The 23,718-nt window shown below is 62.2% G+C and carries 22 protein-coding genes; 7 read left to right on the top strand and 15 right to left on the bottom strand.

Going from position 1 to position 23,718, the window contains the following annotated elements; translation table 11 throughout:
• The first annotated feature begins 3 nt into the window (after positions 1-3).
• The 6 genes from gcvT to GTP23_RS10785 all read left to right on the top strand — a co-directional run bounded on the left by gcvT (position 4) and on the right by GTP23_RS10785 (position 5,756).
• Positions 4-1,125 carry a glycine cleavage system aminomethyltransferase GcvT gene (gene gcvT / locus GTP23_RS10810; RefSeq protein WP_161035137.1) on the top strand — a complete coding sequence of 374 codons (1,122 nt, stop codon included), beginning with the start codon at positions 4-6 and terminating at the stop codon, positions 1,123-1,125.
• 54 nt (positions 1,126-1,179) lie between these two features.
• Positions 1,180-1,560 carry a glycine cleavage system protein GcvH gene (gcvH, locus tag GTP23_RS10805; RefSeq protein ID WP_155435279.1) on the top strand — a complete coding sequence of 127 codons (381 nt, stop codon included), beginning with the start codon at positions 1,180-1,182 and terminating at the stop codon, positions 1,558-1,560.
• A 134-nt stretch (positions 1,561-1,694) separates the two neighbouring features.
• Positions 1,695-4,589: an aminomethyl-transferring glycine dehydrogenase gene (gene gcvP / locus GTP23_RS10800; protein ID WP_161035136.1), complete on the top strand. Its 2,895-nt coding sequence runs from the start codon at positions 1,695-1,697 to the stop codon at positions 4,587-4,589.
• A 135-nt stretch (positions 4,590-4,724) separates the two neighbouring features.
• The gene (locus tag GTP23_RS10795) at positions 4,725-5,054 is read left to right on the top strand and encodes an ArsR/SmtB family transcription factor (RefSeq protein WP_161035135.1); all 330 of its coding nucleotides are present in this window, start codon (positions 4,725-4,727) and stop codon (positions 5,052-5,054) included.
• Positions 5,055-5,063: 9 nt separating this feature from the next.
• Entirely contained in the window at positions 5,064-5,321 is a 258-nt protein-coding gene (locus tag GTP23_RS10790; protein WP_161035134.1) for a hypothetical protein, read from the top strand.
• Between the two features lie 21 nt (positions 5,322-5,342).
• A complete protein-coding gene (locus GTP23_RS10785; protein ID WP_161035133.1) occupies positions 5,343-5,756 on the top strand; it encodes a hypothetical protein in 414 nt (137 codons plus the stop codon).
• 6 nt (positions 5,757-5,762) lie between these two features.
• On the opposite strand, the gene GTP23_RS10780 is transcribed toward GTP23_RS10785, so the two are convergent.
• The 11 genes from GTP23_RS10780 to GTP23_RS10730 all read right to left on the bottom strand — a co-directional run bounded on the left by GTP23_RS10780 (position 5,763) and on the right by GTP23_RS10730 (position 19,456).
• Positions 5,763-6,833: an MCP four helix bundle domain-containing protein gene (locus GTP23_RS10780; RefSeq protein ID WP_161035132.1), complete on the bottom strand. Its 1,071-nt coding sequence runs from the start codon at positions 6,831-6,833 to the stop codon at positions 5,763-5,765.
• A gap of 68 nt (positions 6,834-6,901) precedes the next feature.
• Positions 6,902-7,357 carry a cache domain-containing protein gene (locus GTP23_RS10775; RefSeq protein WP_161035131.1) on the bottom strand — a complete coding sequence of 152 codons (456 nt, stop codon included), beginning with the start codon at positions 7,355-7,357 and terminating at the stop codon, positions 6,902-6,904.
• A 189-nt stretch (positions 7,358-7,546) separates the two neighbouring features.
• Entirely contained in the window at positions 7,547-9,214 is a 1,668-nt protein-coding gene (locus GTP23_RS10770) for a peptide chain release factor 3 (RefSeq protein ID WP_155435272.1), read from the bottom strand.
• A gap of 119 nt (positions 9,215-9,333) precedes the next feature.
• Positions 9,334-14,007: a PilC/PilY family type IV pilus protein gene (locus GTP23_RS10765; protein WP_161035130.1), complete on the bottom strand. Its 4,674-nt coding sequence runs from the start codon at positions 14,005-14,007 to the stop codon at positions 9,334-9,336.
• Between the two features lie 27 nt (positions 14,008-14,034).
• On the bottom strand, positions 14,035-14,616 hold the full coding sequence (locus GTP23_RS10760) for a hypothetical protein (RefSeq protein WP_229256043.1): 582 nt from the start codon (positions 14,614-14,616) through the stop codon (positions 14,035-14,037).
• On the bottom strand, positions 14,613-15,800 hold the full coding sequence (locus GTP23_RS10755; RefSeq protein ID WP_161035128.1) for a PilW family protein: 1,188 nt from the start codon (positions 15,798-15,800) through the stop codon (positions 14,613-14,615). Before GTP23_RS10755 ends, GTP23_RS10760 begins: the two co-directional genes overlap by 4 nt.
• A gap of 1 nt (position 15,801) precedes the next feature.
• Positions 15,802-16,242 (bottom strand): type IV pilus modification PilV family protein, encoded by a 441-nt coding sequence (locus tag GTP23_RS10750; RefSeq protein ID WP_161035127.1) that lies wholly within the window; start codon positions 16,240-16,242, stop codon positions 15,802-15,804.
• Positions 16,239-16,889, bottom strand: a complete 651-nt coding sequence (locus GTP23_RS10745; protein WP_161035126.1) for a prepilin-type N-terminal cleavage/methylation domain-containing protein — start codon at positions 16,887-16,889, stop codon at positions 16,239-16,241. The genes GTP23_RS10750 and GTP23_RS10745 overlap by 4 nt, the downstream gene beginning before the upstream one ends.
• Entirely contained in the window at positions 16,877-17,302 is a 426-nt protein-coding gene (locus GTP23_RS10740; protein WP_161035125.1) for a type IV pilin protein, read from the bottom strand. Before GTP23_RS10740 ends, GTP23_RS10745 begins: the two co-directional genes overlap by 13 nt.
• Positions 17,303-17,411: 109 nt before the next feature.
• On the bottom strand, positions 17,412-18,782 hold the full coding sequence (locus GTP23_RS10735; protein WP_161035124.1) for a sensor histidine kinase: 1,371 nt from the start codon (positions 18,780-18,782) through the stop codon (positions 17,412-17,414).
• Positions 18,779-19,456: a response regulator transcription factor gene (locus tag GTP23_RS10730; RefSeq protein ID WP_161035123.1), complete on the bottom strand. Its 678-nt coding sequence runs from the start codon at positions 19,454-19,456 to the stop codon at positions 18,779-18,781. The genes GTP23_RS10735 and GTP23_RS10730 overlap by 4 nt, the downstream gene beginning before the upstream one ends.
• Before the next feature lie 250 nt (positions 19,457-19,706).
• On the opposite strand from GTP23_RS10730, the gene GTP23_RS10725 reads away from it, so the two are divergent.
• Entirely contained in the window at positions 19,707-20,498 is a 792-nt protein-coding gene (locus GTP23_RS10725; protein WP_161035122.1) for a Crp/Fnr family transcriptional regulator, read from the top strand.
• Here GTP23_RS10725 and GTP23_RS10720 read toward each other — a convergent pair.
• From GTP23_RS10720 to GTP23_RS10705, 4 genes are all read right to left on the bottom strand, one after another.
• The gene (locus tag GTP23_RS10720; RefSeq protein ID WP_161035121.1) at positions 20,395-21,987 is read right to left on the bottom strand and encodes a CHASE3 domain-containing protein; all 1,593 of its coding nucleotides are present in this window, start codon (positions 21,985-21,987) and stop codon (positions 20,395-20,397) included. The genes GTP23_RS10725 and GTP23_RS10720 overlap by 104 nt on opposite strands.
• A 117-nt stretch (positions 21,988-22,104) precedes the next feature.
• Positions 22,105-22,737 (bottom strand): response regulator transcription factor, encoded by a 633-nt coding sequence (locus GTP23_RS10715; RefSeq protein ID WP_155435263.1) that lies wholly within the window; start codon positions 22,735-22,737, stop codon positions 22,105-22,107.
• Between the two features lie 150 nt (positions 22,738-22,887).
• Positions 22,888-23,295: a MerR family transcriptional regulator gene (locus GTP23_RS10710; RefSeq protein ID WP_161035589.1), complete on the bottom strand. Its 408-nt coding sequence runs from the start codon at positions 23,293-23,295 to the stop codon at positions 22,888-22,890.
• A 17-nt stretch (positions 23,296-23,312) separates the two neighbouring features.
• Positions 23,313-23,660 (bottom strand): integration host factor subunit alpha, encoded by a 348-nt coding sequence (locus tag GTP23_RS10705; protein WP_155435261.1) that lies wholly within the window; start codon positions 23,658-23,660, stop codon positions 23,313-23,315.
• Between the last annotated feature and the right edge of the window lie 58 nt (positions 23,661-23,718).

Raw genomic sequence — 23,718 nt, 5'->3', positions numbered from 1 at the left:
ACCATGACGCTCAAAGCCACCCCCCTCAATAATGCCCACCGCGCAGCCGGCGCCCGTATGGTCGATTTCGGCGGCTGGGATATGCCTGTCAACTACGGCTCGCAAATCGAAGAACACCATGCTGTGCGTAGCGATGTCGGCATGTTCGACGTGGCCCACATGTGCGTAGTCGATATCAAGGGCGACAATGTGCGCGCCTTCCTGCGCGGCCTGCTGGCCAACAACGTCGACAAGCTGCAGGTATCGGGCAAAGCCCTGTACTCGTGCATGCTGAACCCGCAAGGCTTCGTGATCGACGACCTGATCGTCTACTTCATCAACGAAAGCTGGTTCCGTCTGGTGGTCAACGCCGGCACGGCGGAAAAAGACGTGGCATGGATGCAGCAGCAGAATAGCGCTACCAATAGCGGCCTGACCATCACCCAGCGCCGCGATGGCGCCAATGCGATGGCGCTGATCGCCGTGCAGGGCCCGAACGCGCGCGCCAAGGTATGGCAGGTGATTCCTGAATCGCAGGCCGCCAGCGCCGACATGAAGCCATTCAACGTGGCCTTCGCCCAGAGCGCTGTCTTCGGCGAGGCGATGATTGCCCGCACCGGCTACACGGGTGAAGACGGCTTTGAAATCGGCGTCGCTGCCGAACAGGCCGAAGCGCTGTGGAATGCGCTGACCGCCGCTGGCGTCAAACCTGCCGGTCTGGGCGCGCGTGACACTCTGCGTCTGGAAGCCGGCATGAACCTATACGGTCAGGACATGGACGAAACCGTCAACCCGCTGGACGCCGGTCTGGCATGGACCATCGATCTGGTTTCCGAGCGCGATTTCATCGGCAAGGCTGCCCTGCAGAGCATGGGCCAGAACGCCCAGTTCGTCGGTCTGATCCTGCGTGAAAAAGGCGGCGTACTGCGCGCCCACCAGAAAGTCATCGTGGCCGGCACCGACGCTACCGGCGAAATCACTTCCGGCACCTTCAGCCCGACCATGCAGCAGGCGATTGCGCTGGCCCGCGTGCCAATGAACGTGGCCGTAGGCGACACCGTACACGTGGAAATCCGCGACAAGAAACTGGCCGCTTCGGTAGTTAAGCTGCCGTTCGTCCGTAACGGTAAAATTCTGGCTGTCTGATTAGCCGATATCGACAATTAATATCAACATCACTCTCACACTCTGGAGCCACACATGAATATCCCTGCAGACCTGAAGTACACCGAATCCCACGAATGGGTACGCGCTGAAGCAGACGGCACCGTTACCGTCGGCATCACCGAATTCGCACAGGATGCACTGGGCGACATCGTTTTCGTCGAACTGCCTAAAGTCGGTGCCAGCTTCGGCGCCGGCGACGACGCCGCTGTGGTGGAATCGGTCAAAGCAGCGAGCGACATCTACGCTCCTATCGCCGGCGAAATCATCGCCGTCAACGACGACGTGGTGAACGCTCCCGAGTCGATCAACAGCGATGCCTACGCTGCCTGGCTGTTCAAGATCAAACCAGCTGATGCTGGCGCCATCAATGGCCTGCTGGACGCTGCCGCCTACGGCAAGACCACCGACCATTAATGCAGCTGAAGGCCAGCCTATGCTGGCCTTTTGCTTATTGCCTAGCCGCGCGCAGTGCTGCCTCTGCGCGGGCGGCAATGCAAGGTAGTACCTCCCCCGTTTTCCTCGTATTCCTCTATCGGCCCTGACACATCATGACCCGTACCAGCCTGACCCAACTCGAAGCGCGTGACGCTTTCATCGCCCGCCACATCGGCCCGGACGCCGCTGAACAGCAAGAAATGCTGTCCCTGCTCGGCTACGCTACGCGCGCAGCCCTGATCGACGCACTGGTTCCCGCCAACATCCGCAACAAAAACCCGCTGCCACTGGGCGCCTATGCCCAGCCACTGCCGGAACAGGATGCGCTGGCCAAGCTGAAAGCCACCGCCTCGAAGAATCAGGTACTGAAATCGCTGATCGGTCAGGGCTATTACAACACCCATACGCCGGGCGTCATCCTGCGTAACATCTTCGAAAACCCGGCCTGGTACACCGCCTACACCCCTTACCAGCCAGAGATTTCGCAAGGCCGTCTGGAAGCGATTCTGAACTTCCAGCAGACCATCACCGACCTGACCGGCATGGGCATCGCCAATGCATCGATGCTGGACGAAGGCACGGCGGCCGCGGAAGCCATGACGCTGATCCAGCGCGTGGGCAAATCCAAATCGACCACCTTCTACGTCGCCAACGACGTGCTGCCACAGACGCTGGAAGTGGTGCAGACCCGCGCCAAACCGCTGGGCATCACCGTTAAGACTTTTGACGCCGCCGAACTGGCTGGCGTAACGGACGCTTTCGGCGTGCTGCTGCAATACCCGGGCGTGAATGGTGTCGTGCGCGACTACAAAGACGCTGTCACCACCGTGAAAGCCACCGGCGCGATGGTCATCGTAGCGGCCGATCTGCTGGCCCTGACCATGCTGACGCCACCGGGCGAATGGGGTGCCGACGTGGTCGTTGGTAACAGCCAGCGCTTCGGCGTACCGCTGGGCTTCGGCGGCCCGCACGCCGGCTATCTGGCTACCCGCGATGAATTCAAGCGCAGCATGTCCGGCCGTCTGGTCGGCGTCACCATCGATGCACAAGGCAACAAGGCCTACCGTCTGGCACTGCAAACCCGCGAGCAGCACATCCGCCGCGAAAAAGCCACTTCCAACATCTGCACCGCACAAGTACTGCTGGCTGTGATGGCGTCCATGTACGCCGTCTACCACGGTCCTAAAGGCCTGCAGCAGATCGCCCAGCGCGTGCACCGCTACACCGGCGTACTGGCTGCCAACCTGAAGGCCCAAGGCTACAGCATCGTCAACGCCAGCTTCTTCGACACCCTGACCGTGGCTGTCAAAGACGCTGCTGCCGTGCACGCTGCTGCGCTGGCCAACGGCGTCAACCTGCGCCAGATCGACGCTACCCACGTCGGCGTGTCGCTCGACGAAACCACCACCCGTGACGACATCGCCCTGCTGTGGACCGTGTTCGCACAGGCCGCCGGCAGCAGCACCGTTTGCCCGGATCTGGACGCTGTGGAAGCCACCGTGGCACCTGCCTACGCCGCCGAACTGGCCCGTACCAGCGCCTACCTGAGCCACCCTGTGTTCAACCGCTACCACTCGGAAACCGAGATGCTGCGCTACCTGCGTTCGCTGGCCGACAAGGATCTGGCGCTGGACCGCACCATGATCCCGCTGGGTTCCTGCACCATGAAGCTGAACGCCACTTCGGAAATGATCCCTGTGACGTGGCCGGAATTCTCCAACATCCACCCGTTTGCACCACAGGCGCAAACCGTGGGCTACCGCGAGATGATCGCCCAGCTGGAAGAAATGCTGTGCGCAGTCACCGGCTACGCCGCCATCTCGCTGCAGCCTAACGCCGGTTCGCAAGGCGAATACGCCGGTCTGCTGGTGATTCAGGCTTACCACCAGTCGCGTGGCGAAGGCCATCGCAACATCTGCCTGATTCCGTCCTCGGCCCACGGCACCAACCCGGCGTCGGCCAACATGGTCGGCATGCAGGTGGTGGTGACCGCTTGCGACGCCAACGGTAACGTCGATCTGGCCGACCTGAAAGCCAAGGCCGAACTGCACTCGAAGAATCTGGCCTGCGTGATGGTGACCTACCCGTCGACCCACGGCGTGTTCGAAGAAGGTATCCAGGAACTGTGCGAAATCATCCACAGCCACGGCGGCCAGGTCTACATCGACGGCGCCAACATGAATGCACTGGTGGGCGTGGCCGCACCGGGCGCCTTCGGCGGCGACGTATCGCACCTGAACCTGCACAAGACCTTCTGCATTCCGCACGGTGGTGGCGGCCCGGGCGTTGGTCCTATCGGCGTCGGTGCACACCTTGCCAAGTTCCTGCCTAATCAGCGCTCCAACGGCTACGTGCGTAGCGAAGACGGCATCAGCTCGGTCAGCGCCGCACCATTCGGCTCGGCCAGCATTCTGCCTATCTCGTGGATGTACATCGCCATGATGGGCGCCGAAGGCCTGACCGCTGCGACCGAAACGGCTATCCTGAACGCCAACTACATCGCCCGCCGCCTGTCGCCGCACTACCCTGTGCTGTACTCGGGCCACGACGGTCTGGTTGCCCACGAGTGCATCATCGACCTGCGTCCGCTGCAGGATGCCACCGGCATCAGCAACGAAGACGTGGCCAAGCGCCTGATGGACTTCGGCTTCCACGCGCCGACCATGAGCTTCCCGGTACCGGGCACGCTGATGATCGAGCCGACCGAGTCGGAATCGAAAGCCGAAATGGACCGCTTCATCGACGCCATGATCACCATCCGCGGCGAGATCGCCAAAGTGGAAAGCGGCGAATTCGACAAGCTGGACAACCCGCTGAAATTCGCTCCGCACACGGCCGAAGTGCTGACCGCCGACAAGTGGGAACGCAAGTACAGCCGCGAAGTCGCTGCCTACCCGGTGCCATCGCTGCGCAAGCAGAAGTACTGGCCACCAGTCGGCCGTGCCGACAACGTCTACGGCGACCGTAACCTGTTCTGCGGCTGCGCGCCCATGAGCGACTACGAGTAATTTCTGTATAAGGCTGCTGCGGCAGCCTGCAGCAGCGAGGGTCAGACCGCAAGGTCTGGCCCTTTTTTATTCCCTGCCCGCCTGGTTCGCAAAAATCCGCTTGACGCGCAACCACCTGTCAGATAATGTTTACATATGACAGATAAATCACAACATCTGCAAGGCGACCAGTTGCTAGCCATGCTGGCGGCCCTCTCCAACCCGCACCGCTTGCGCATCATGGGCATGCTGACCAGCCATGGCCGCAACTACGTCAGCCAGCTGGCGCGCGAACTGGGGATCAGCCGTCCCTTGCTGCATCTGCACTTGCAGAAGCTGGAAGACGCAGGGCTGGTCACCAGCCAGATGGAACTGTCAGCCGATGGCAAAGCACTCAATTTTTTCGAAGTAGCACCGTTCGACGTCCGGCTCACGCCTGCCCTGCTGGCAGCGGCCGCCGCCACCCTGACCGATCAACCTGAATAAGAGACGACTATGGCTGAACATGTATATTTCCTGACCATCATCCTGCCTCTGCTGGTCATCATCATCATCGCGGCGCTGCGCTACTACGCCAACGTGCAGCAGGCCAGACTGCGCTATGCACACGAGGAAGCCTATCGCGCCATGGCACAGCAGGCACTCGACGCCCAGAGCAGCACCGCACAGTCACTGAGCGGCATGAAGGCCGATCTGGCCGACCTGAAAACACGTATCGCCGCCATCGAGCAAGTCCTCAAGCAAGTCGAATAATCACCTGAGCGGGAGCCCACCATGCCGGAAGTATCCACCGTAAGACTGTACCTGCTGCGCCTTGTCTACCTGATTATCAGCTGCGGTCTGGCCGTAGTGGTCTGGCCGGGCGTGCTGCACCATGACCAGCCATGGACGCTATCCACCGGCGTAGTCCGCTGCATGCTGACCGCTTTCAGCCTGCTGTGCATACTGGGCCTGCGTTATCCGCTGCAGATGCTGCCCGTGCTGATGTGGGAACTGCTATGGAAAGTCATCTGGATGCTGGCCATAGCCCTGCCCGCATGGCGTTCCGGCCAGATTGATGAAGCCACCATCAGCACGCTGTACGAATGCGCCGGCGTCATCATTATCCCGCTGGCCATGCCGTGGCGCTATGTGTACGCCAGATACCTGCAGCAGCCCGGCGACCGCTGGAAACCGCTACGGGCCTAGCCCGCTTCAGTTGCGCACCGCACTCAGATGCTTGCGGCTGTTGCGCTCCGGCGCGCCGGGCGGGTCGGCCGGCGTGTAGTCGTCCAGCTTGAATTTGGCCACGGCCTCGGACAGATCGACTGCCTGCTGCTGCAGGCTGCTGGCCGCCATGGCGGCCTGCTCCACCAGCGCCAGTTTTTGCTGGGTGGCGTTATCGAGTCCGTTGATATGCAGGTCCGCCGTGCCGGCCGCGATCATGCGCGAAGCGCTGCCTATGGTTTGCGCGGAGCTCAGAATATTCCTGAGCGTGGCGTTCAGATTGCGTATGCTGCCATCCAGCGTGCGCGCCGTTTCGGCAATCTCGTCGCGGCCATAGCTGCGCTGCTGCACCGTCAGATTGCCCTGCGCCAGATTGCTGGCGGTGCTGCCGATATCGTGCAGCTCGCGTAGCAGCGCACGCCGCACCTGCAACGACACCAGCAGCGATAAGGCAATCGACACGGCCACCAGCAGCGGCATCGTGGTTTTCAGGGTGGCAAACTCGCTCTCGGCAAGCGCATACGCGTTCACGCTGAGGCTCTGCTCCAGCCGCGCCAGTTCATCGAGCCGTTGCGCCACCACGTCGAAACTGCGCTCGGCCTTGGACATGGCGTTGGCCGCCATCGAATGATCAGCCATGCTCAGTTCGATCACATCGGCCACGGCTTTCACGTACAAGCCATACGCTGCCTGCGACAGGGCCACATAGCGCTGCTCGGCCGGCTGGTTTTGCGTACTCATTTCTAACCGTGCAAACTGGCTGTCGAGCGCCGCGTGACGCGCATGCAGTTCGCGCAGCAGCGCATCCACCCGCGCCGTCGAGAAACTGGCGTTTATCCATGTCAGCAGCTGGTAGGCCTCGGCGTGCGCCTTGTGGGCACTGATCACCAGATCATCGGCCGCCTTCAGCCGCACGGCGCGCAGCTGCACCATTTCCTCCAACCGCTGGTGCTGGCGCAGCAGTCCCGCATACGCCCCTATCGACAGTACCAGCAGCAATATCAGCACCACCCCCGGTGCCAGCAGCAGTTTCGGCCCTATCCGCAGTTTGCTTAACATAGTCCCTCTCGTGGCTTGCTTGTTATTGGCTCAATACTGGCGAAATCCTGACGCGCCCAGCGCCAGCCTCAGTGCAGGCTCGCGCCGTCCTCGTGCTTGTAGACGCCTGCTTCCAGCGCCACATCATCCACCCGCAACACATAGGTGGTCTTGGCCTCCACCTTGCCCGTTCTGGGATTGAGGAATTTGTAGTCGACCCATCCGCTGCCTTTGCCGCGCGCCAGCGCCAGCATCTCGTGGCGGAATAGCTTGCCGTCGGCATCGGGCACATCGAGCAGGTTTTTGCCGATCAGGGCGGTGGTGGGATGGGCGATGGTGATGCCGTTCAGGTCGCGCATGGCAAGGTAGAGCGTGCCCTGATTGAATGCGGGATCTTTGCGGTTGATGCAGGCGATCAGGGCATACTTGCCATGCTCCTGCATATAGCGGGCGCCCTTGACGGCCAGCGCCATCGCGTCGCGCTCGCTGGGCGCGGCCAATGCCAGCTGGCTAGCGGCAAGCAGGGTGACAAATACAGCACGCATGGTGTCCTCCGACAGCAAAGATGCCATACGATACTGCCCATGCCTCGATGCAATCTTGCGATTAATCAAGCACTTCAGTAATGCAGTTTTTGCGGATAGGAGGGAGGAAGATTCCGACGCCGCAGCCGGCAAGGCCGGACTGCGGTGGGGATTGCGACGGCAGCCGGCTGCCATAGCAGAGAGAGAAACTTAGACCAGTTTGGCCGAGTGCTCGCGGGTAGCGTGGAACTTCAGCTTGGGCCAGCGCTCTTCGGTCAGGCGCAGATTGACGCTGGAAGTCGCCAGATAGGCCATATTACCAGCTGCATCGTAAGCCACATTGTGGCCCAGCGAGTTTTCGAAGTCGGACAGGGCCTTCTTGTCATCGCTGGAAATCCAGCGCGCGCTGCTGATGCTGGTGCCTTCGAACACGGCTTCCACACCGTACTCGTTTTTCAGACGGCTGGCCACCACCTCGAACTGCAGCACACCGACCGCGCCCAGTACCAGCTCGCCGCCCTGTACCGGCTTGAACACCTGTACCGCGCCCTCTTCGCCCAGCTGCTGCAAGCCTTTGTGCAGCTGCTTGATTTTCAGCGGGTTCAGAATCCGCACGGAGCGGAAGAAATCCGGCGCGAAGTAAGGAATACCGGTAAAGGTCAGCATTTCGCCTTCGGAGAAGGAGTCGCCGATCTGCATATTGCCGTGGTTAGGCAGGCCGATGATATCGCCGGCGTAAGCCTCTTCCACCTGTTCGCGCGACGATGCCATGAAGGTCACCACCGACGACACCTTGATTTCGCGGCCCAGACGCAAATGCTTGACCTTCATGCCGCGCTCGAAACGGCCCGAGCACACGCGCAGGAAAGCGATGCGGTCGCGGTGGGCCGGATCCATATTGGCCTGGATCTTGAACACGAAGCCGGAGAACGGCGTCTCGGTCGGCGCCACGGCGCGTACCGTGGCATCGCGTGCGCGCGGTGCCGGCGCCCAGTCCACCAGAGCCGACAGGATTTCGCGTACGCCGAAGTTGTTGATGGCGGAGCCGAAGAACACGGGAGTCTGGATACCGGCCAGGAACTGCTCCAGATCGAAGGGATTGGAAGCGCCATGCACCAGTTCCACTTCCATGCGCAGCTGATCCATCTCGAGCGGGAACATCTCCTGCAGGCGCGGGTTGTCGATGCCCTTGATGATTTCAAAAGCGCCGTCGGCCTTCTCTTCGCCGGCCTTGAACAGCATGATCTCGTCATTGAGCAGGTGGTACACGCCGCGGAAGTTCTTGCCCATGCCGATAGGCCAGGTCACGGGTGCGCACTTGATCTTCAGGACCGATTCCAGCTCGTCCAGCAGTTCCAGCGGGTCGCGGGTTTCGCGGTCCAGCTTGTTCATGAAAGTGACGATAGGCGTATTGCGCATACGGCAGACGTCCAGCAGCTTGATGGTCTGGGCTTCCACACCTTTGGCCGCATCGATCACCATCAGCGCCGAGTCCACCGCCGTCAGTACGCGGTAGGTATCTTCCGAGAAGTCCTGGTGGCCCGGGGTGTCGAGCAGGTTCACCACGTGGTCACGGAATTCGAACTGCATCACAGAGGAAGCCACGGAAATGCCGCGCTGCTTCTCGATCTCCATCCAGTCCGAGGTGGCGTGGCGGCCGCTCTTGCGGGCCTTGACGGTACCGGCCATCTGAATCGCACCCGAGAACAGCAGCAGCTTTTCGGTCAGCGTGGTCTTACCCGCATCCGGGTGAGAAATAATGCCGAAAGTACGGCGGCGCTGCACTTCGCGGGCGATCAGCGCCGGCGTTTTGGAGCTGGTGACGACCACTTGTTCGTCAGCGGGCTCGGGGCTTACATTTTCGATATCGTTGGACATTTGTACGTAATCTGGTGCGGTTCTGCAAAACCCTCGATTTTACCGGAACTTCGTCCCTATCGGTGATTTGTTTCCCCGCACTGGAGCTGCTGCCCATCCTGCTGGCTGCTGGCTGCCGCCTATTCGCCTTTCACCCGGCGCCAGCCGCTACGGTGGGCATCGGCCGAGATCTGTTCCGACAAGGGCGAAGTCTTGTTGCTGCCGTCGGCCAGCGTGGTCACCATCTTCAGCTGGCCGTTAGGCAGGCGGATGATGATGAAGCCCACTGCCGCCGAAGTATTCGACAGCGTCAGCCCGACCGGATGGCTGCCGATCGCCTGCCCGTTGCACACGTTGACCTGATACAGATTGCTGGAACCGCCCACCGAGCAGGCCGACGAGGACGTAGGCAGATTGGTCACCACATTGGCCACCCCGCTGACGATCTGCGGGTCCAGATTCATCCGCTCGCCCGCGTTGAGCGCCCAGTCGAAATACCAGCCATCCTTCTGGGTCAGGTCGACCGGATTGCTGGTGATCTGGTAGGTATTGATATTGCTGCCCGAGCCCAGCGCACTCAGGGTCTGCTTGACCATGGTAGCGCCACGGATATCGGCAATGGTGCTGCCGCCATCCTTGAGCAGATACAGGCTCTGGATCGAAGTATCCGTGGTGTCGGGCACATCGAGCAGACGGCCTGTACCGAACAGCACCACGCGCACACCGGCCGTACTGTTGACGGTGACGCCGTTGACTTCCGTCTGCACAGGCACGGCGCACATGGTGACGTCGGGCCGTGTGGTAATCGGTTTGCCCGCCCCGGCATCGCCGAGCAGCTTGACGGTAATCGCACCGCTCGATGCGCTCAGATCGAAGCGCCACATCTGGCCCTGATTATCGCCGCCGTAGATGTAGTTGACGCGCGGGTCGGCACCGGGATCGGCACTGATGGCCGAGATCTTGGCCAGCCCGGAAGGCGTGGTGGTATCGCCGGAATTGGTGCTGATCTTGTTCAGCAGCTCGCCCGTATAAGCGTCCAGCACATACAGATAGCCTTTGCCATTGCCGCTGGCCACACCGTCTGTGCCGGGCACGTTGTTGTAGCCGGAAGTGAGGAACACCACCCAGCGGCCATTGGCCAGCGTGCCGAACTGGGGGTTGCCGAAGCTCAGACCCAGATCGCCATCGCTGAGCGGGCAGACCGTCGCATCGGCGCAGAACTCCCACAGCTGCCTAGGGTTGCTGGTATCGGTGATATCGAGCGCATAGTAGCCGCGCCCGCCCCCGTTCAGGCCTGCCACCAGCACCGTGTGCCAGCCGCCGCCCGAAGGCTTGATGTCGGCCACTTCGGGCGAACCGTCGGCCGTGAACTGGTGGTTGGTGCTGTAGATGGTGCTGGCCAGCCCGTACAGCTTCTTCATGGTGGTACGCGGCACGTAAGCCCACAGCTCTTCACCCGAGGTGGAACTGAAGGCATGCAGCATGCCGTCGTTGGCAGCCGTGAACACGGCGCCGCTGCGGTAGTTAGGGCTGGTGGGATTGCCGTAGTTATCCTTGAAGGTGATGTAGTCGGCATCCGAATAGTCGTTACGGGGATCGCGCACATAGGCCGGCTTGGACGAAGCGATATCGCCCAGCACGATGGGGATGGGGCCGCTGGCGCCGGCTGGCGTGTTGGTGGTCATGCTGTAGGCGCGGAACAGCGTATCGTTGGCATACTGCTGCTGGCCGCGCAGCCAGTTGACCAGATTGCTGCCATCGTTCACCAGCGCCTTGTCGCTGGCCGACAGCAGCGCGCACTGGGGCAAGGCACTGCACTTGTTGGCAAACCAGGCCGGTGCCGCCCCCTTCATGTTCGCAAAGCGGAATTCGTCCGGCGTGCCACCATAGCCGCCTGCCGTGTTGTACATATAGATGCGGCGCGTATCGCTGCTGGCGCCGACCTTTTTGCCCAGCGTATCGCTGGTGGTCCAGGTCACCGTGCTGGAGACACTGCCATCCGTACTATCGATCTTGCGGTCGGACAGTTCGCCGAACCATTTCACGGTGGTGAAGGTATCGGAGAAGATATCGTTATCGGTCAGCGTGATGTTAGGCGTGGAGGTTGCTGCAGCCGCCGCGGCGCCCACATGCACCTGCATATTCGACAGCGCTTCACTGAGGCCGCTCACCACATCTTTCGGGTCCTGCGCGCTGAAGTATTTGCCATGGCCGTTGATGGCGGCATGCCACAGGTCGTCCACCCGTTCCTGCACGGTGCTGGCCGTGTTGGTAGTATCGGGATCAGGCCAGACATAGGCACCATTGCTGTTCCACGGACAGCCCGAGGTGGCGCCCGTAATCAGCTTATAGAAATCGCCGCCTGCCTTGGGGGCGCTATCGTAATTCGGTTCATAGGTCATCACCCCGTCCACGCCCAGCCCCAGCGTGTAGGTGTTCATGTGCAAATGGGTGTTCTCGCCTGCTGCTGCCGGCACCGACCCGGGCTTGCTCATATCCGGCTCCAGCGATGGGCGCAGCGATACCGTGCCGGTGCTGGAACCGCCGTTATACCAGTGCAGCGCCACATCGGAAATCGAAGGCTGGGTCTGGGCGCGCGTGTCCACGCAGCCGCGTGCCTGGGTGCAGAAGCGGGCCGCGTTTTCCACGTTGTCGTTATTCGTCACGTTGGCGGTGCTGCTGCCGTTCCAGTAGCCGTCCGTGGTGAGGATCATGAAGTTCTGCTGGCACGGGTACTGCACCACTTCCTGCCCGGCCGCATAGTTGTAGGGCGAGAGATTGCCGAACATGCGGCCCACATTGTCCATCGCCGTGCGGATCGGCGTGGAACCGGAGGTGGTGGTGTTGTACAGCGTCGTGTACCAGCTGGCACGCGCCGTACCGGCAAAATCGGCCGGCTTCAGATCGATGGCGCCGCCGGCACCCGCGTTCGACAGCTTGACATAGCCCACCTTGTAATTCGAGGTGATGGCCGAGAAAGCGATGCCGACCGAGGTCTTCATCATTTGCAGCCGGCTCTTGTAGTACACATACCAGTTGGCGAAGTTGGTCATTTCCTCGCTATAGCTGCAGCTGCTGGCCCCCAGACAGTCGGTGCGGTCGGCACTTTTCGGATAGGTCTGGCCGTTGACGATATTCACCCGCACAAAGGGATTGGGCGCACCGGAGCCGGCCGAGAGTGCGCTGGTAGAAACGGGCACCGCATCGTTCACGGCCGCCACAAAGCCGCTGGTGGCCGAACGGTTCCAGCTGATGCTGCCCTGATTATCCATGGTGAAGGCACTGATGGTGGCCGTATTATCGGTCGCGGCCCAGTTGACCAGACACACGCTGCTACTGGTATAGCCAGTCGGACAGTTGCTGCTATTGCCCAGATAGGCTTTGATGGTGCCGCCGGTGCCGATGGCACTGACGACGGAACTGGCGATCTGCGCCGGTGTACGGCCTTTGCCGAGACTCAGGTAAGTCGGACTGCTGAAGGACGAAGCGCCGATCAGCGTGGTGCCCGCATAGCTCAGACTTTTCAGGATGGCGGTCAGCGAGGACGAAGTGGCCGTACCGCTGAAAGTGATCACGGCGGCGCCGGGCGCATACGGCGTAGTCACCACCGAGGGGGCCGTCACGGCCAGGCCCCAGCCGGCGCGCGAGTTATCCGTCAGCGGCTGGCAGTTGGCCACGCTGACACTGCCCGTACAGGTGACGGGCAGCACGGCCACCACATTTTCCGAACTGAGCGTAATGCCGAAAGTGCTACAGGCGGGCACGCTGGGCTGGCCTGTCGGCGTGCGCACGCAGGCGTAATACAGGCGGCTGGAACTGGCGCCCAGATTGACCGAGGTGGCAATGATGTTGGCCGCCAGTGCGCTGGCCATGGTCTGCTGCTTGATCAGGCTATTGGTGCCGGTAGGTGCGGTCACCGTGCCATTGGTAATCGTGGTGCTGCTGTTGACCACCACGCTGGTAATGGTCAGCGAGCTGGCCGTCGCGGAAGCGCCGATGGCGATGGTGCCGTAGGAAACCACCGCGCCGCTAGGCGTGGAATAGGCCGGATAGATGTAGCTGCCCACGCGCTTGCCCTGGCACTGAGTCAGCAGTCGGTCGCTGCACCAGCGCACCTTGACGGGCACGGGATAGCCGGCCGGCGCGGTGGCCCCCACGGCCGTCGATTTGCAGGTCTTCATGGTTTCATCCGTGCAGAACTGCCCTACCCCTATGGTGTAGTAATACGGGCCCGTGGTAATCGCCGTCGCCGTCTGGTAGGTAGCGTCGGGATAGGTGTAGCTGGACGTGTTGAACTGGCAGCTGCCGCCCGAGCACCATTTCAGGTCGGGGAAGCCGGTCACCAGATTGATGTTGGAGGTGACGGTGTTACCGGCCATATCGTTCTTGCGCGCGCCGAAGCCGTCGCCCGTGACCGAAGTCCAGTTGCTGGTATTGGTGGCATTCTGCTCGGGGTAGTAGCTGCCATCAGCCTTGACCGGTACCACATAGCGGATGGCCGGATTGTAGTACTGCTTGTTGAAGTCCGGGCTCATGAAGGGCGGGTGGCCCACGGCGCAAGCCGTCACGCCGGCCTGCAGCGTGGCGCCGCTGCGGCACAGATTATCGTTGACGTAGTCCGGCGTGTAAGTCTGGTCCATCGAGCCGGAGTTATCGAACAGCAGCATCAGATTGGGCTTGACGGTGCCCGTGCCTGAGATGTTCAGCAACGGCACTTGCGCAATCTGGGTCAGGCCGGCCTGCGCCGGCGGCGCGACGCCGCACAGTGCAGCCAGCGACAGGAAAGTGGTGAACGCTAAGCGCAGCTTGTTCATGATGTGATCCATCCAGAGTGCTGGGCCTTACGGCCCTTTCATGATGACGCCCTGCGTCACCACATTGCCACCGCGCGCACCGGCGATGCGCGCTGTGACCACGTAGTGGAGCTGGGGCTGGTCAAGGTAATTCGGGCTATCCGAACGGCCGCTGCGGCCATACGGCTGGCTGGTCTTGGAATTCGGCCGCGCCGAAGTCTGCTGGCAGCGGTTGGTGACGTCGTTGTAAGGGCCGGCGAAATCGCACAGGCGGTGGATCACGTATTCCACCCGGTTGCCCGAAGCGTCGGGCGGCAGCGTCACCGAGCCTAGCCAGAACGCCGGCGTGCTGACGGTCCAGTTGGGCGCCATGGAGGCCACGTAGCCGGCCGCCGCCTGATTCGATTCCAGCAGCGCGTTGTTGGGGATGTCGCGCAGATAGGCAAATGCCGTATGCACGCCCAGATCGGCCGCCTTGCTGAGCGCCGCCTCGTAAGCCAGATTCGAGGTGGTCAGCGTGGTCGACGTGCTGGACTTGAGCAGGTAGATACTACTGACCAGCATCACGGTCAGCATGATCAGCATGATGGGCAGCGCTATGCCGCGCTGCAGGCGACGCTTGTACATCATGGCCTCCATTGCGCGTTACGGATAGGGACGATGTTTTCGAACACGCGGTAGCGATAGCACTGCCACGCCAGCGTGTCCCCCGCCACGGCCACATTCACCTGCATGGGCACGGCCGCCACCGTGGCCGGCGCGGTGCTGGCAAACACGGTCGGCAGTTCCGCCGTCGCCGTGCACTGGCCTTTGCTATCGGGCTTTTCCACCGTTTTGCTGCGTGCCACGACGGCCAGCCGCACGGCGGCGATGCGCTGGTAGTCACCGGGGCTGCCCACCACGCCATCGCCATCGGCATCGATCATGGTGGCACTCCAGGCCGTGATCTGCATGCCGTTGCCGGTGGGGTTGGGGTCATAGGTGCCGGCCACCACGCGCGTATCGAAGCCGTACTGCCCCTTGATGCTGACCACATTGTCGGTGACGGAGACGCCGGCGCGCTCGGCCCCGGGCAGTTCGGCGGCACGCAGCAGCAGCACGCCGTTGGCCACCGACCAGGTATGGAAATGCAGCTGGGTGGCCGGGCCCAGATTGTAGATATAGCTGACGTTCTGACGGTAGATATTGGCCAGCCCGCCCGCCGGATTGAAGCGGAAACCGGTGCCGGCATTGAACAGCAGGGTATTCGCCGCAGCTGCACCAAAGCCGGACAGCTGCACCAGCGAGCACTGCACGCTGCCCTGCGCCAGCGGCGCGATTACCATCACATCGCCGATCTGGAAGGTGTAGGGGTTGCGGCTATCGATGGTGAACTGGGCGCCGCCCAGATAATCGGCAAATAGCCGCGCCGAGCCATTACCGCTTTGCGAAGTCCCGCTGTTAAACGCAATCACATCGGGGTTGCTGCCATTGGACTGGATCAGCACGGCCGCAAGCGGTGTAATGTTGACGCCGCCGCGGGCCGCCGTGGGCAGCACATAGCCGCTGCCATCGGTCAGCACGGTATCGCAGCCGGCCAGCATGGGATCATTGATGCCCCAGCCCGATTCACCCGCGTCATTACTGAGCGAATACAGCGCCAGCATGCCGTTCTGCATGCTGTCGGAGCCGCCCACGGCGGCGTCCTTGTTCAATTCGCCGCTGATGATCAAACGGGTGGCGAACAGCAACGCCAGCATGCCGATCACCACGCTGACCAACAGCTCGACCAGCGAGAATCCGCCTCGCCGCATGCTTGTATTAGGCTGGTTCATATCAGTTCGCAATATAGGAAGTCACCTGATGCTGGTTCATATCGTCGCCGGCCTTGCGCTTCCAGCGGATGGAAATATCCACCCGCACACGGCGTGCTTCCGGCGTTACCTGCACGGCCAGCAGCGCATCCGGGATGTACTGGCGCGTTTCGTCCACCCAGGGCTGCAGCGCCTCGGTAGGGTCCTCGCCTTCTTCCACGCCGTAATTGAGCACATTGGCCACGTCCGCATTCATCACGCCCAGCAGCTTCTCGCCGGCCATGGTGGCTTCGGCACGCTGGCTGGCATCGGACAGGGCGGAATAGGCGCGCGCCTGCAAGCCTATGGTGCCCAGCAGGCCTACGCCGAGTATCAGGATGGCCAGCAGGGCTTCCAGCAGCGCGATACCGCGCTGGCTGCGGCCTTGCTGGCGCCTATGGGATGGGGGCAGATGCGGTTTCATGGCGGACAGGCTCGCGTATCAGAGGCCGGCACATCGGGCTGGCATTTGGTGGCCATACCGGCCAGCGTGACCACCAGTGCCACGCTGGGCACATCGCCGTGGAAGCGGCTGTCAGGTTGCAGCTGCAGCCGGGTCAGGCGTTCGGCAAAGCGGGTATCGACCCAGCCCATGGGGGTGAAATACACTTGCGAACTGCCTTCCGGCACGGTGCTCGGCAGCAGGGCTTCGGAATTCGGCAGCGCATCGGCCACCCGCAGCACGGACTTGAAGCCGGCCGCGCCTTCCGGATCATTGGCGGCGGCGGCATCCACGGTAGACCAGCCCCCTTCGGCCGCGCCGCACTGGGTATTGGCCGAAACAAAGCACAGATCGACCTGCCAGTTCATCTGGCCCGTGTTCACATTCGGCGTCAGGCTGATGCGGCTGAAAGTGTTGTGCAGCACGGCCTGACGGCGTGCCATGCTGAAGCCTTCCGCATAGAACTCGCTGGCACTGCGGGCACGGTTGGCCAGCAGCCAGTTGCTGGCATTGGGCAGGCCGATGGCCAGCATGAAGCCGAAGATGGACAGCGTGATCAGCAGCTCGAGCAGGGTCAGCCCGCGCATGCGGGCCGGCAGCGGCGGCCGCAGTGGCATCAGTTGGAACATGCTCCACCTTTGTGGTCCACCCAGCAGGAGGCACTGGTGCCCCAGCCGGTCGGGCTGCCCGTAGTGGCATGAGTACCGTTCTGGTCTATGGTGTAGACAAAGCCGGCCATCTTGCCGCTGCCGGTGGCCGTAATGGTGTAGGTCGAGGCGGTGGCAGTGCTCAGCACGTAACTGAAATTGGCTGTGTTGGCGGGGAAGGCGGAGGCCCCATCAAAACCGGCATAGCTGCGGTTATTCGCCCAGTACTGCTCGGCTGCCGGCTGGGCCCCGCCCAGCGCCGTGAAAGCTTCGCTCAGGCGGCCGCGGATTACGTAGTCCGTGTAGGACGGGATGGCAAAGGCCATCAGTATTCCGACAATGGCCACAGCGACCATAATCTCGATCAGGGTAAAGCCGCGCTGGCTGGTTTTCATGGCTTGCTCCCGTTATCAATGTGCACGTTTAATAGTGTAGCCGAGCAAGCTTGCATTTCCCTGAGGAAATGCTGACAAACTGCTGACAATTGCACGAAAGAACTAAAAATCAGGGAAAAATGATGGAAAAACGGGCGCCCTGCCCCGTGCCGGCCGCGCCGATCCGGCATTCCGCAGCGTGGACGGTGGCGATGTCGCGCACGATGGCGAGGCCCAGCCCGCTGCCGCTGCTGCGGTCATCGAGCCGCACGAAACGGCTGAATACCTGCTCGCGCCGCTCGGGCGGAATGCCGGGACCGCTGTCCTCGACGATCAGCATGCCGCCGCTCGCCGCGCCCGGCTGCGGCATACAGCTCACCGTAACGCTGCCGCCCGCAGGCGTGTAGCGGATGGCGTTATCGATCAGATTATCGATCAGGTCGCGCAGCAGGAAGCGGTCGCCGCGCACCATCAAAGGCTGCAGCTCGAAGCCGAGGTCGATCTGCTTGCGGCCAGCCAGTTCCACGAACAGCTGCACCGACTGTTCGATCAAGCTGTGCAGCGCCACCGGTTCGAGCCGGGTCTTCTCGAAATGCTCAGGCTCGGCGCGGGCCAGTGCCAGCAGCTGGTTGGTCTGGCGTATCATGCGCTCGGTGGTGGCCAGCATCAGCCGCACCGACTGGGCGGACTCGGCCTCGCTGTGGCGCGCGCCCAGCCATTCCAGCTGGGTTTTCAGGCCGGCCAGCGGCGTGCGCAACTGGTGCGCCACATTGGCCAGAAACTGCTGGCGTGCCTGCGCGCCCTCGCCCACTTTTTCCAGCAGGCCGTTAAAGGCATGGACCACCGGCTCCAGTTCATGGGGCAGGTCGGCCAGCGCCAGCGGTGCCAGCTGGTCGCCCGCGCGCCGGTTCAGATCCGCGCGCAAGCGCTGCAGCGGCATCAAGCCGTTGCTGACGCCGAACCACACCAGACCGATACTGGCCGCAGCAAACAGCCCTTCCAGCAACAGCAGCGCGCGCAAGGTTGCCTGCTGGATCTGCTGGCGCTGGCGCAGCGTTCTGGCCACCACGATACGGGCCCGGCTGACTGGCGCGCCGGCCCGCGCCGGCAGCGACCAGGGCAGCACCAGCACCCGCACGGGCTGCTGCTGGCGCATGCCATCGTAGAACTGCTGGCCACGGCCGGCCTGCGCGGCCGGCAGCGGCAGATCGCGGTCGCCGGCAATCTGCCGCCCTGCGCCGTCGTACACGGCAAAATACAGGCTATCACTGTCATCGCTGCGCAGCACGGCTTCAGCCAGCGGGGGCAAGTCCAGCTGCAGCTGTCCGCCCGCATCGCTCAGGCGCGCGCCCAGACCGGCAGCGGCCTCGGCCAGACTCTGGTCAAATGCCAGCTGGGCCGGTGTCCACGCCAGCAGATAGACTAACCCGCCGCCGGCCAGATTGATCAGCAGAATCGGCGCTATCAGCCACTTGAGCAGGCGCAGGCGTATGCTGCTCATGGCGCAGGCGGCCCGGCTTCCAGCATATAGCCGAAGCCCCGTATGGTACGCAGCGTAACACCGGCATCGGCGATCTTCAGACGCACGCGCGAGACATACACTTCCACCGCATTCAGCGTCAGCTCATCGCCCCAGGGCGCGATGGCGTCGATGATCTGCTGCTTCGACACCACTTTGCCGGCATGTTGCAGCAGGAATTCCAGCACGGCCCATTCGCGCGCCGACAGCTCGATCAGCTTTTCGCCCACTCTGGCCCGCTTGGCATCGAGATCGAGCGCCAGCCCGCCCAGTGCCAGCAGGCCGGGCCTGGGCGCATTGCGCCGCACCAGCACGCGCAGGCGCGCCACCAGTTCGGCCGTAGCAAAAGGCTTGACTAGATAATCGTCGGCGCCCAGTTCCAGTCCGCGCACCCGGTCGGCAATGGCATCGCGTGCCGTCAGCAGCAGCACGGGCAGCGCGCTGCCGCGCGCACGCAGGCGCCGCACCAGTTCGAAGCCGTCAACTCCGGGCAGACCGATATCGAGCACTGCCACGTCCAGCGTCTCTGCATGCTGCAGGCGCAGCTCGGCCTGAGTGCCATCGGCCAGCAGCTCCACCGTCATGCCGTGCTCGCCCAGCACGCGGCGCAAGCCATCGGCCAGAACAGCATCGTCTTCGACTACCAGTACCTGCATGGTGTACGCCTATCTAGGGGAATGGCTGCATTATGCACTTGCCCGCAGGCTAAGCCTAGTGCGTCTGCGCTGGCGGCCGCCGTCGCGGCCCACCGGCCTTGTAGGAGCAAGACTACAAAGCTGCACCACACAGGACTACAGGCCAGCGTCTGCTGCGCTTATGTTCGTTAGTTCGCCCCCGCCTTACAGTAGTGACAACACCGAAGCGCAGCAACGGTGTTGTTTGAGTAGCCAGACTGTGAGGAACAAGATGAACAATACCCAACTGAGCCCATCGCCCAAAACACGCGGTTACGGCGCCACAGCCCGACCACCCTTGCCCTATTCCATCAGCCCCAGCGGTGCCCGCCAGAACGAATTGCTGGCCGCCCTGCCCGAACACGAACTGGCCGCCCTGCTGCCGGAACTGGAACTGGTGACTCTGCCCGTGGGCAAAGAACTATTCGAATGCGGCGCCTGCATGGAGTATGTGTACTTCCCTACCAGCGCCATTATTTCGCTGCTGTATGTGATGGAAAACGGCGCCACCACCGAGATAGCCGTGGCAGGCCGTGAAGGCGTAGTCGGCGTGTCCCTGTTTGCGGGTGAACGCGCCATGTGCAGCGCCATGGTGCAGTCAGCCGGCTATGGCTACCGCATGCATGCACGCCATTTGCGCGCCGCCTTCCATCTGGGCGGCGCCCTGCCTGCCCTGCTGATGCGCTACAACACGGCGCTGTTCGCCCAGATGGCGCAGAACGCCGTGGGCGGCCGCCACAGTTCCATCGAACAGAAGCTGTGCCGCTGGCTACTGGAACGGCTGGACCGCTCCAACGACAACGTGCTCAAGGTCACGCAGGAAATGATCGCCATCATGCTCGGTGTACGGCGCGAAAGCATCACGGCCGCTGCCGGCAAATTGCAGGAGGAAGGTCTGATCGCCTACCGGCGCGGCACCATCACCGTACTGGATCGCTCAGGTCTGGAGCAATATGCGGGGGAGTGCTACAAGGTGGCGAAGACGGAATATGACCGTCTGCTGGAGGATGTAGCGCACTATTGAGCACGGCACTGAGGGCGGGCGGCAGGCTGCTGGCCACCTCGCCGCCTGTTCCGGCAGGCAGCGCAGCGGCAGGTACGGGCGCCGACGCGGCGGGTAGTACATTCGGCTGAGGCAAGGGTATGTTCACTTCGATACAAGTGCCCTTGTCATTACGGCCGCGCCGTATGCTCATGCTGCCACCGAGCAGCAAAGCACGCTCGCGCATGCCCAGCAGGCCATGCGACATGGGCTTGACGATGTTGGTGGCAGCGATGCCTATGCCGTCATCGATGATGCGCAGTATCAGCCCGTGCTGGTCGCGCGTCAGCGTCACCGACACCTGGCTGGCGTGGGCGTATTTGCGGATATTGGTCAGCGCTTCCTGCACGATACGGAACAGCGCAATCGACAGATCACCGGAACGGCGTGCGGTCTTTTCTATGCCTGCGGCCACATCGCAGTCGCAGCGCACTTGCGCCAGCCGGCTGAACTCGTCGCAATAGCTCTCGATGGCCGCGCACAGGCCCAGATTATCAAGCAGGCTGGGGCGCAGATTCTCGACGATACGGCGCTTCATTTCCACCGTTTCCACCAGCGTGGCACGGGCGCGCTTGAGCTGGGCTGCCAGCTCCGGTTCGCGCTGCTGCAACTGCTGGGCAACGGCCGCAATATCCATGCTGATCGAAGTCAGATTGGCGCCCATTTCGTCATGCAGCTCACGCGAAAGACGGATTTTTTCCTCTTCGCTAATGCTGATCAGATGGCGCGACAGCAGCGATAGCTGTTCGGTACGCTGATGCACCTGCGATTCCAGCGTTTCGTTGGCGCTCTGTAGCGCATGTTCCACTTGCGCACGGTTGGCAAAGCTGCGCCGCACCAGCTGGTAGAACATCACCAGCACAAATATCGCCAGTGCATTGATGCTCATGCCCAGCAAAATGGCTTTTAGGTATTCCTGATAGAAGGCGGCGCTGCGGTGCGCCATGGTCTCGTTCTGTTCCTGCTCCATGATCACCACCTGCAGGCGGATCTCATCCATATTCACGCGTCGTTCGCTGAGCTTGGCAATCTTGACGATTTCGGACAGCCCCCCATCGCGGTAGACATCCACCGCCTGCCCCATCAGGCGCAGCCGGCGCCGCACCAGCGTATGCAGCTGGGCCAGATTGCGCAGCTGGGAAGGATTATTGGCTAGCAGGGTTTCCAGTTCCTTGAACTCGGCTTCCGTCTCGGCAGGAGCAGACGTCGTGGGGCGCAGCGTTTCTTCGCGGCCATTGAGGAAATAGCCGCGCATGCTGCTTTCTGCCTCCAGTACCAGCACGTTCAGATATTGCAAACGGTCGGCCACGCGGGCCGACTGGGCCAGCGACTGCTGGGCGCCCCGTAAAGACTGCAGATTATGGAACAGGCTGAAGCCATTCACGATCAGCAGCAGTGCGCAGGTCACGCACAGAACAGTCTTGTACAGAGGCAGACGGTGTTGCGGTGCCGGTTCTACAGTGAAATGCATCCTGAGGGGTTTCCTTCATGGTAGTTTACGCCGGCCGGAGTAGGCGCATTATAGCCCCGTGAAAGAATGGCTGCGCTGGCGCCACAGTTCAACCGTGCGCGCCGCTCTGCCATCGGCTCATTCCAGCAGATTATTCTTCATGGCGTAATAGGTCAGGTCGGAATTCGACTGCATGCCCATTTTTTCCATCACGCGGGTACGGTAGGTGCTGACCGTCTTGATGCTGAGCGAGAGCGCCACGCCGATATCGGACACGGTTTCGCCCCGGGCCAGACGCAGAAACACCTGGAATTCGCGGTCCGACAGTTCCATGTGCAGCGCCGTATTGGGATCGCGATCCAGCGTCTGGGCCAGCAGTTCGCCCACGGTGGCATTCACATAGCGCCGCCCCTGAAACACGGTGCGCACCGCCGTCATCAGCTCGTCCGCCTCGCATTCCTTGTTCAGGTAGCCGTTGGCGCCCATCTTGAACAGGTTCACGGCGTACTGCTGGGCCGGATAGCCGGACAGGATCAGCACGGGCAGATCGGGCTGGCCCTGGCGTATGGTGCGCAAGGTGTCGATGCCGCTCTGATCGGGCATGGCAATATCGAGCATCAGCACATCGCACACTTCGCGGCGGGCGATATCGAGTGCTTCACGGCCGGTTCCGGCCTCGGCCACCACTTCGAATTCGTCGGTGGCGGAAAAAATCTGTTTGAATCCTGCGCGGACTATTTGATGATCGTCGCAAATGGCAACGCGTATCATGCATCCTCCTGTCTGGCCGGCCTGCGGCATAGACTCTACCGGACTGAAAGTTCCAGTATTCAGCGTCGCTGATTTTTAGTCAATGTTGAGAGTATAGCAGCTACGCGGCGGGATGCCGCGTACCGCTGGCTGGCAGCTGGCCGGAGGGGCTCAGTCCAGTTTGAGCAAGTCGAGTATGGCCTGCAGTTCGCGCCGGATCAGGCTGCGGTCTAGCGGCGCCGCGTCCTCCGGCATGGCCACATCGTAGCCGCCTTCGTGGCTGTTTGCCACATGGTGCTCGCCGCGGCTATCGAGCTTGTTGCGCGCGCCGCTGATGGTAAAGCCCTGTTCGTACAGCAGTTCGCGGATGCGGCGGATCAGCAGCACTTCGTGGTGCTGGTAATAGCGCCGGTTGCCACGCCGTTTGACCGGTTTGAGCTGCGTGAATTCCTGCTCCCAGTAACGCAGTACATGGGGCTTCACGCCGCACAGCTCGCTTACTTCACCGATGGTGAAATAGCGCTTGGCCGGTATCGGCGGCAGCGGGGCAGCATCGGTCTTGGCAGCGCGGTCATTCATCACGACTTAGCTCCCGTTCAGGCGACACGTGCCGCCGGATTGCTCTCTTCCACCATGCCCTTGAGCTTCTGGCTGGCGTGGAAAGTCACGACGCGGCGCGCCGTGATAGGAATTTCTTCGCCCGTCTTGGGGTTGCGGCCCGGACGCTGCGGCTTGTCGCGCAGCTGGAAATTGCCGAAACCGGACAGTTTCACCGCTTCGCCCCGCTCGAGCGCATTGCGGATCTCGTCAAAGAAGGTCTCCACCATGTCTTTGGCTTCACGCTTGTTCAGGCCCACCTGTTCGAACAGCAGTTCGGCCAGTTCCGCCTTGGTCAGCGTCGGCAAATCTTTTTCAGCATCCTGACGTACTTTGGCAACCTGCATGGCGCGATGCAGATCGGCAGCCAGCGCGGACTGCAGTACGGCGGAATCGACGTCGTTG

Source organism: Duganella fentianensis, assembly GCF_009857835.1.
GTDB lineage: Bacteria > Pseudomonadota > Gammaproteobacteria > Burkholderiales > Burkholderiaceae_D > Rugamonas > Rugamonas fentianensis.
Note: the sequence above shows the minus strand (reverse complement) of the source record. Positions and strands in the feature narration are given on the sequence as shown.

Coding starts and splice junctions, on each gene's coding strand:
- gcvT (WP_161035137.1), top strand. CDS start 4: ATGACGCTCAAAGCCACCCCCCTCAATAATGCCCACCGCGCAGCCGGC.
- gcvH (WP_155435279.1), top strand. CDS start 1,180: ATGAATATCCCTGCAGACCTGAAGTACACCGAATCCCACGAATGGGTA.
- gcvP (WP_161035136.1), top strand. CDS start 1,695: ATGACCCGTACCAGCCTGACCCAACTCGAAGCGCGTGACGCTTTCATC.
- GTP23_RS10795 (WP_161035135.1), top strand. CDS start 4,725: ATGACAGATAAATCACAACATCTGCAAGGCGACCAGTTGCTAGCCATG.
- GTP23_RS10790 (WP_161035134.1), top strand. CDS start 5,064: ATGGCTGAACATGTATATTTCCTGACCATCATCCTGCCTCTGCTGGTC.
- GTP23_RS10785 (WP_161035133.1), top strand. CDS start 5,343: ATGCCGGAAGTATCCACCGTAAGACTGTACCTGCTGCGCCTTGTCTAC.
- GTP23_RS10780 (WP_161035132.1), bottom strand. CDS start 6,833: ATGTTAAGCAAACTGCGGATAGGGCCGAAACTGCTGCTGGCACCGGGG.
- GTP23_RS10775 (WP_161035131.1), bottom strand. CDS start 7,357: ATGCGTGCTGTATTTGTCACCCTGCTTGCCGCTAGCCAGCTGGCATTG.
- GTP23_RS10770 (WP_155435272.1), bottom strand. CDS start 9,214: ATGTCCAACGATATCGAAAATGTAAGCCCCGAGCCCGCTGACGAACAA.
- GTP23_RS10765 (WP_161035130.1), bottom strand. CDS start 14,007: ATGAACAAGCTGCGCTTAGCGTTCACCACTTTCCTGTCGCTGGCTGCA.
- GTP23_RS10760 (WP_229256043.1), bottom strand. CDS start 14,616: ATGATGTACAAGCGTCGCCTGCAGCGCGGCATAGCGCTGCCCATCATG.
- GTP23_RS10755 (WP_161035128.1), bottom strand. CDS start 15,800: ATGAACCAGCCTAATACAAGCATGCGGCGAGGCGGATTCTCGCTGGTC.
- GTP23_RS10750 (WP_161035127.1), bottom strand. CDS start 16,242: ATGAAACCGCATCTGCCCCCATCCCATAGGCGCCAGCAAGGCCGCAGC.
- GTP23_RS10745 (WP_161035126.1), bottom strand. CDS start 16,889: ATGTTCCAACTGATGCCACTGCGGCCGCCGCTGCCGGCCCGCATGCGC.
- GTP23_RS10740 (WP_161035125.1), bottom strand. CDS start 17,302: ATGAAAACCAGCCAGCGCGGCTTTACCCTGATCGAGATTATGGTCGCT.
- GTP23_RS10735 (WP_161035124.1), bottom strand. CDS start 18,782: ATGAGCAGCATACGCCTGCGCCTGCTCAAGTGGCTGATAGCGCCGATT.
- GTP23_RS10730 (WP_161035123.1), bottom strand. CDS start 19,456: ATGCAGGTACTGGTAGTCGAAGACGATGCTGTTCTGGCCGATGGCTTG.
- GTP23_RS10725 (WP_161035122.1), top strand. CDS start 19,707: ATGAACAATACCCAACTGAGCCCATCGCCCAAAACACGCGGTTACGGC.
- GTP23_RS10720 (WP_161035121.1), bottom strand. CDS start 21,987: ATGCATTTCACTGTAGAACCGGCACCGCAACACCGTCTGCCTCTGTAC.
- GTP23_RS10715 (WP_155435263.1), bottom strand. CDS start 22,737: ATGATACGCGTTGCCATTTGCGACGATCATCAAATAGTCCGCGCAGGA.
- GTP23_RS10710 (WP_161035589.1), bottom strand. CDS start 23,295: ATGAATGACCGCGCTGCCAAGACCGATGCTGCCCCGCTGCCGCCGATA.
- GTP23_RS10705 (WP_155435261.1), bottom strand. CDS start 23,660: ATGCAGGTTGCCAAAGTACGTCAGGATGCTGAAAAAGATTTGCCGACG.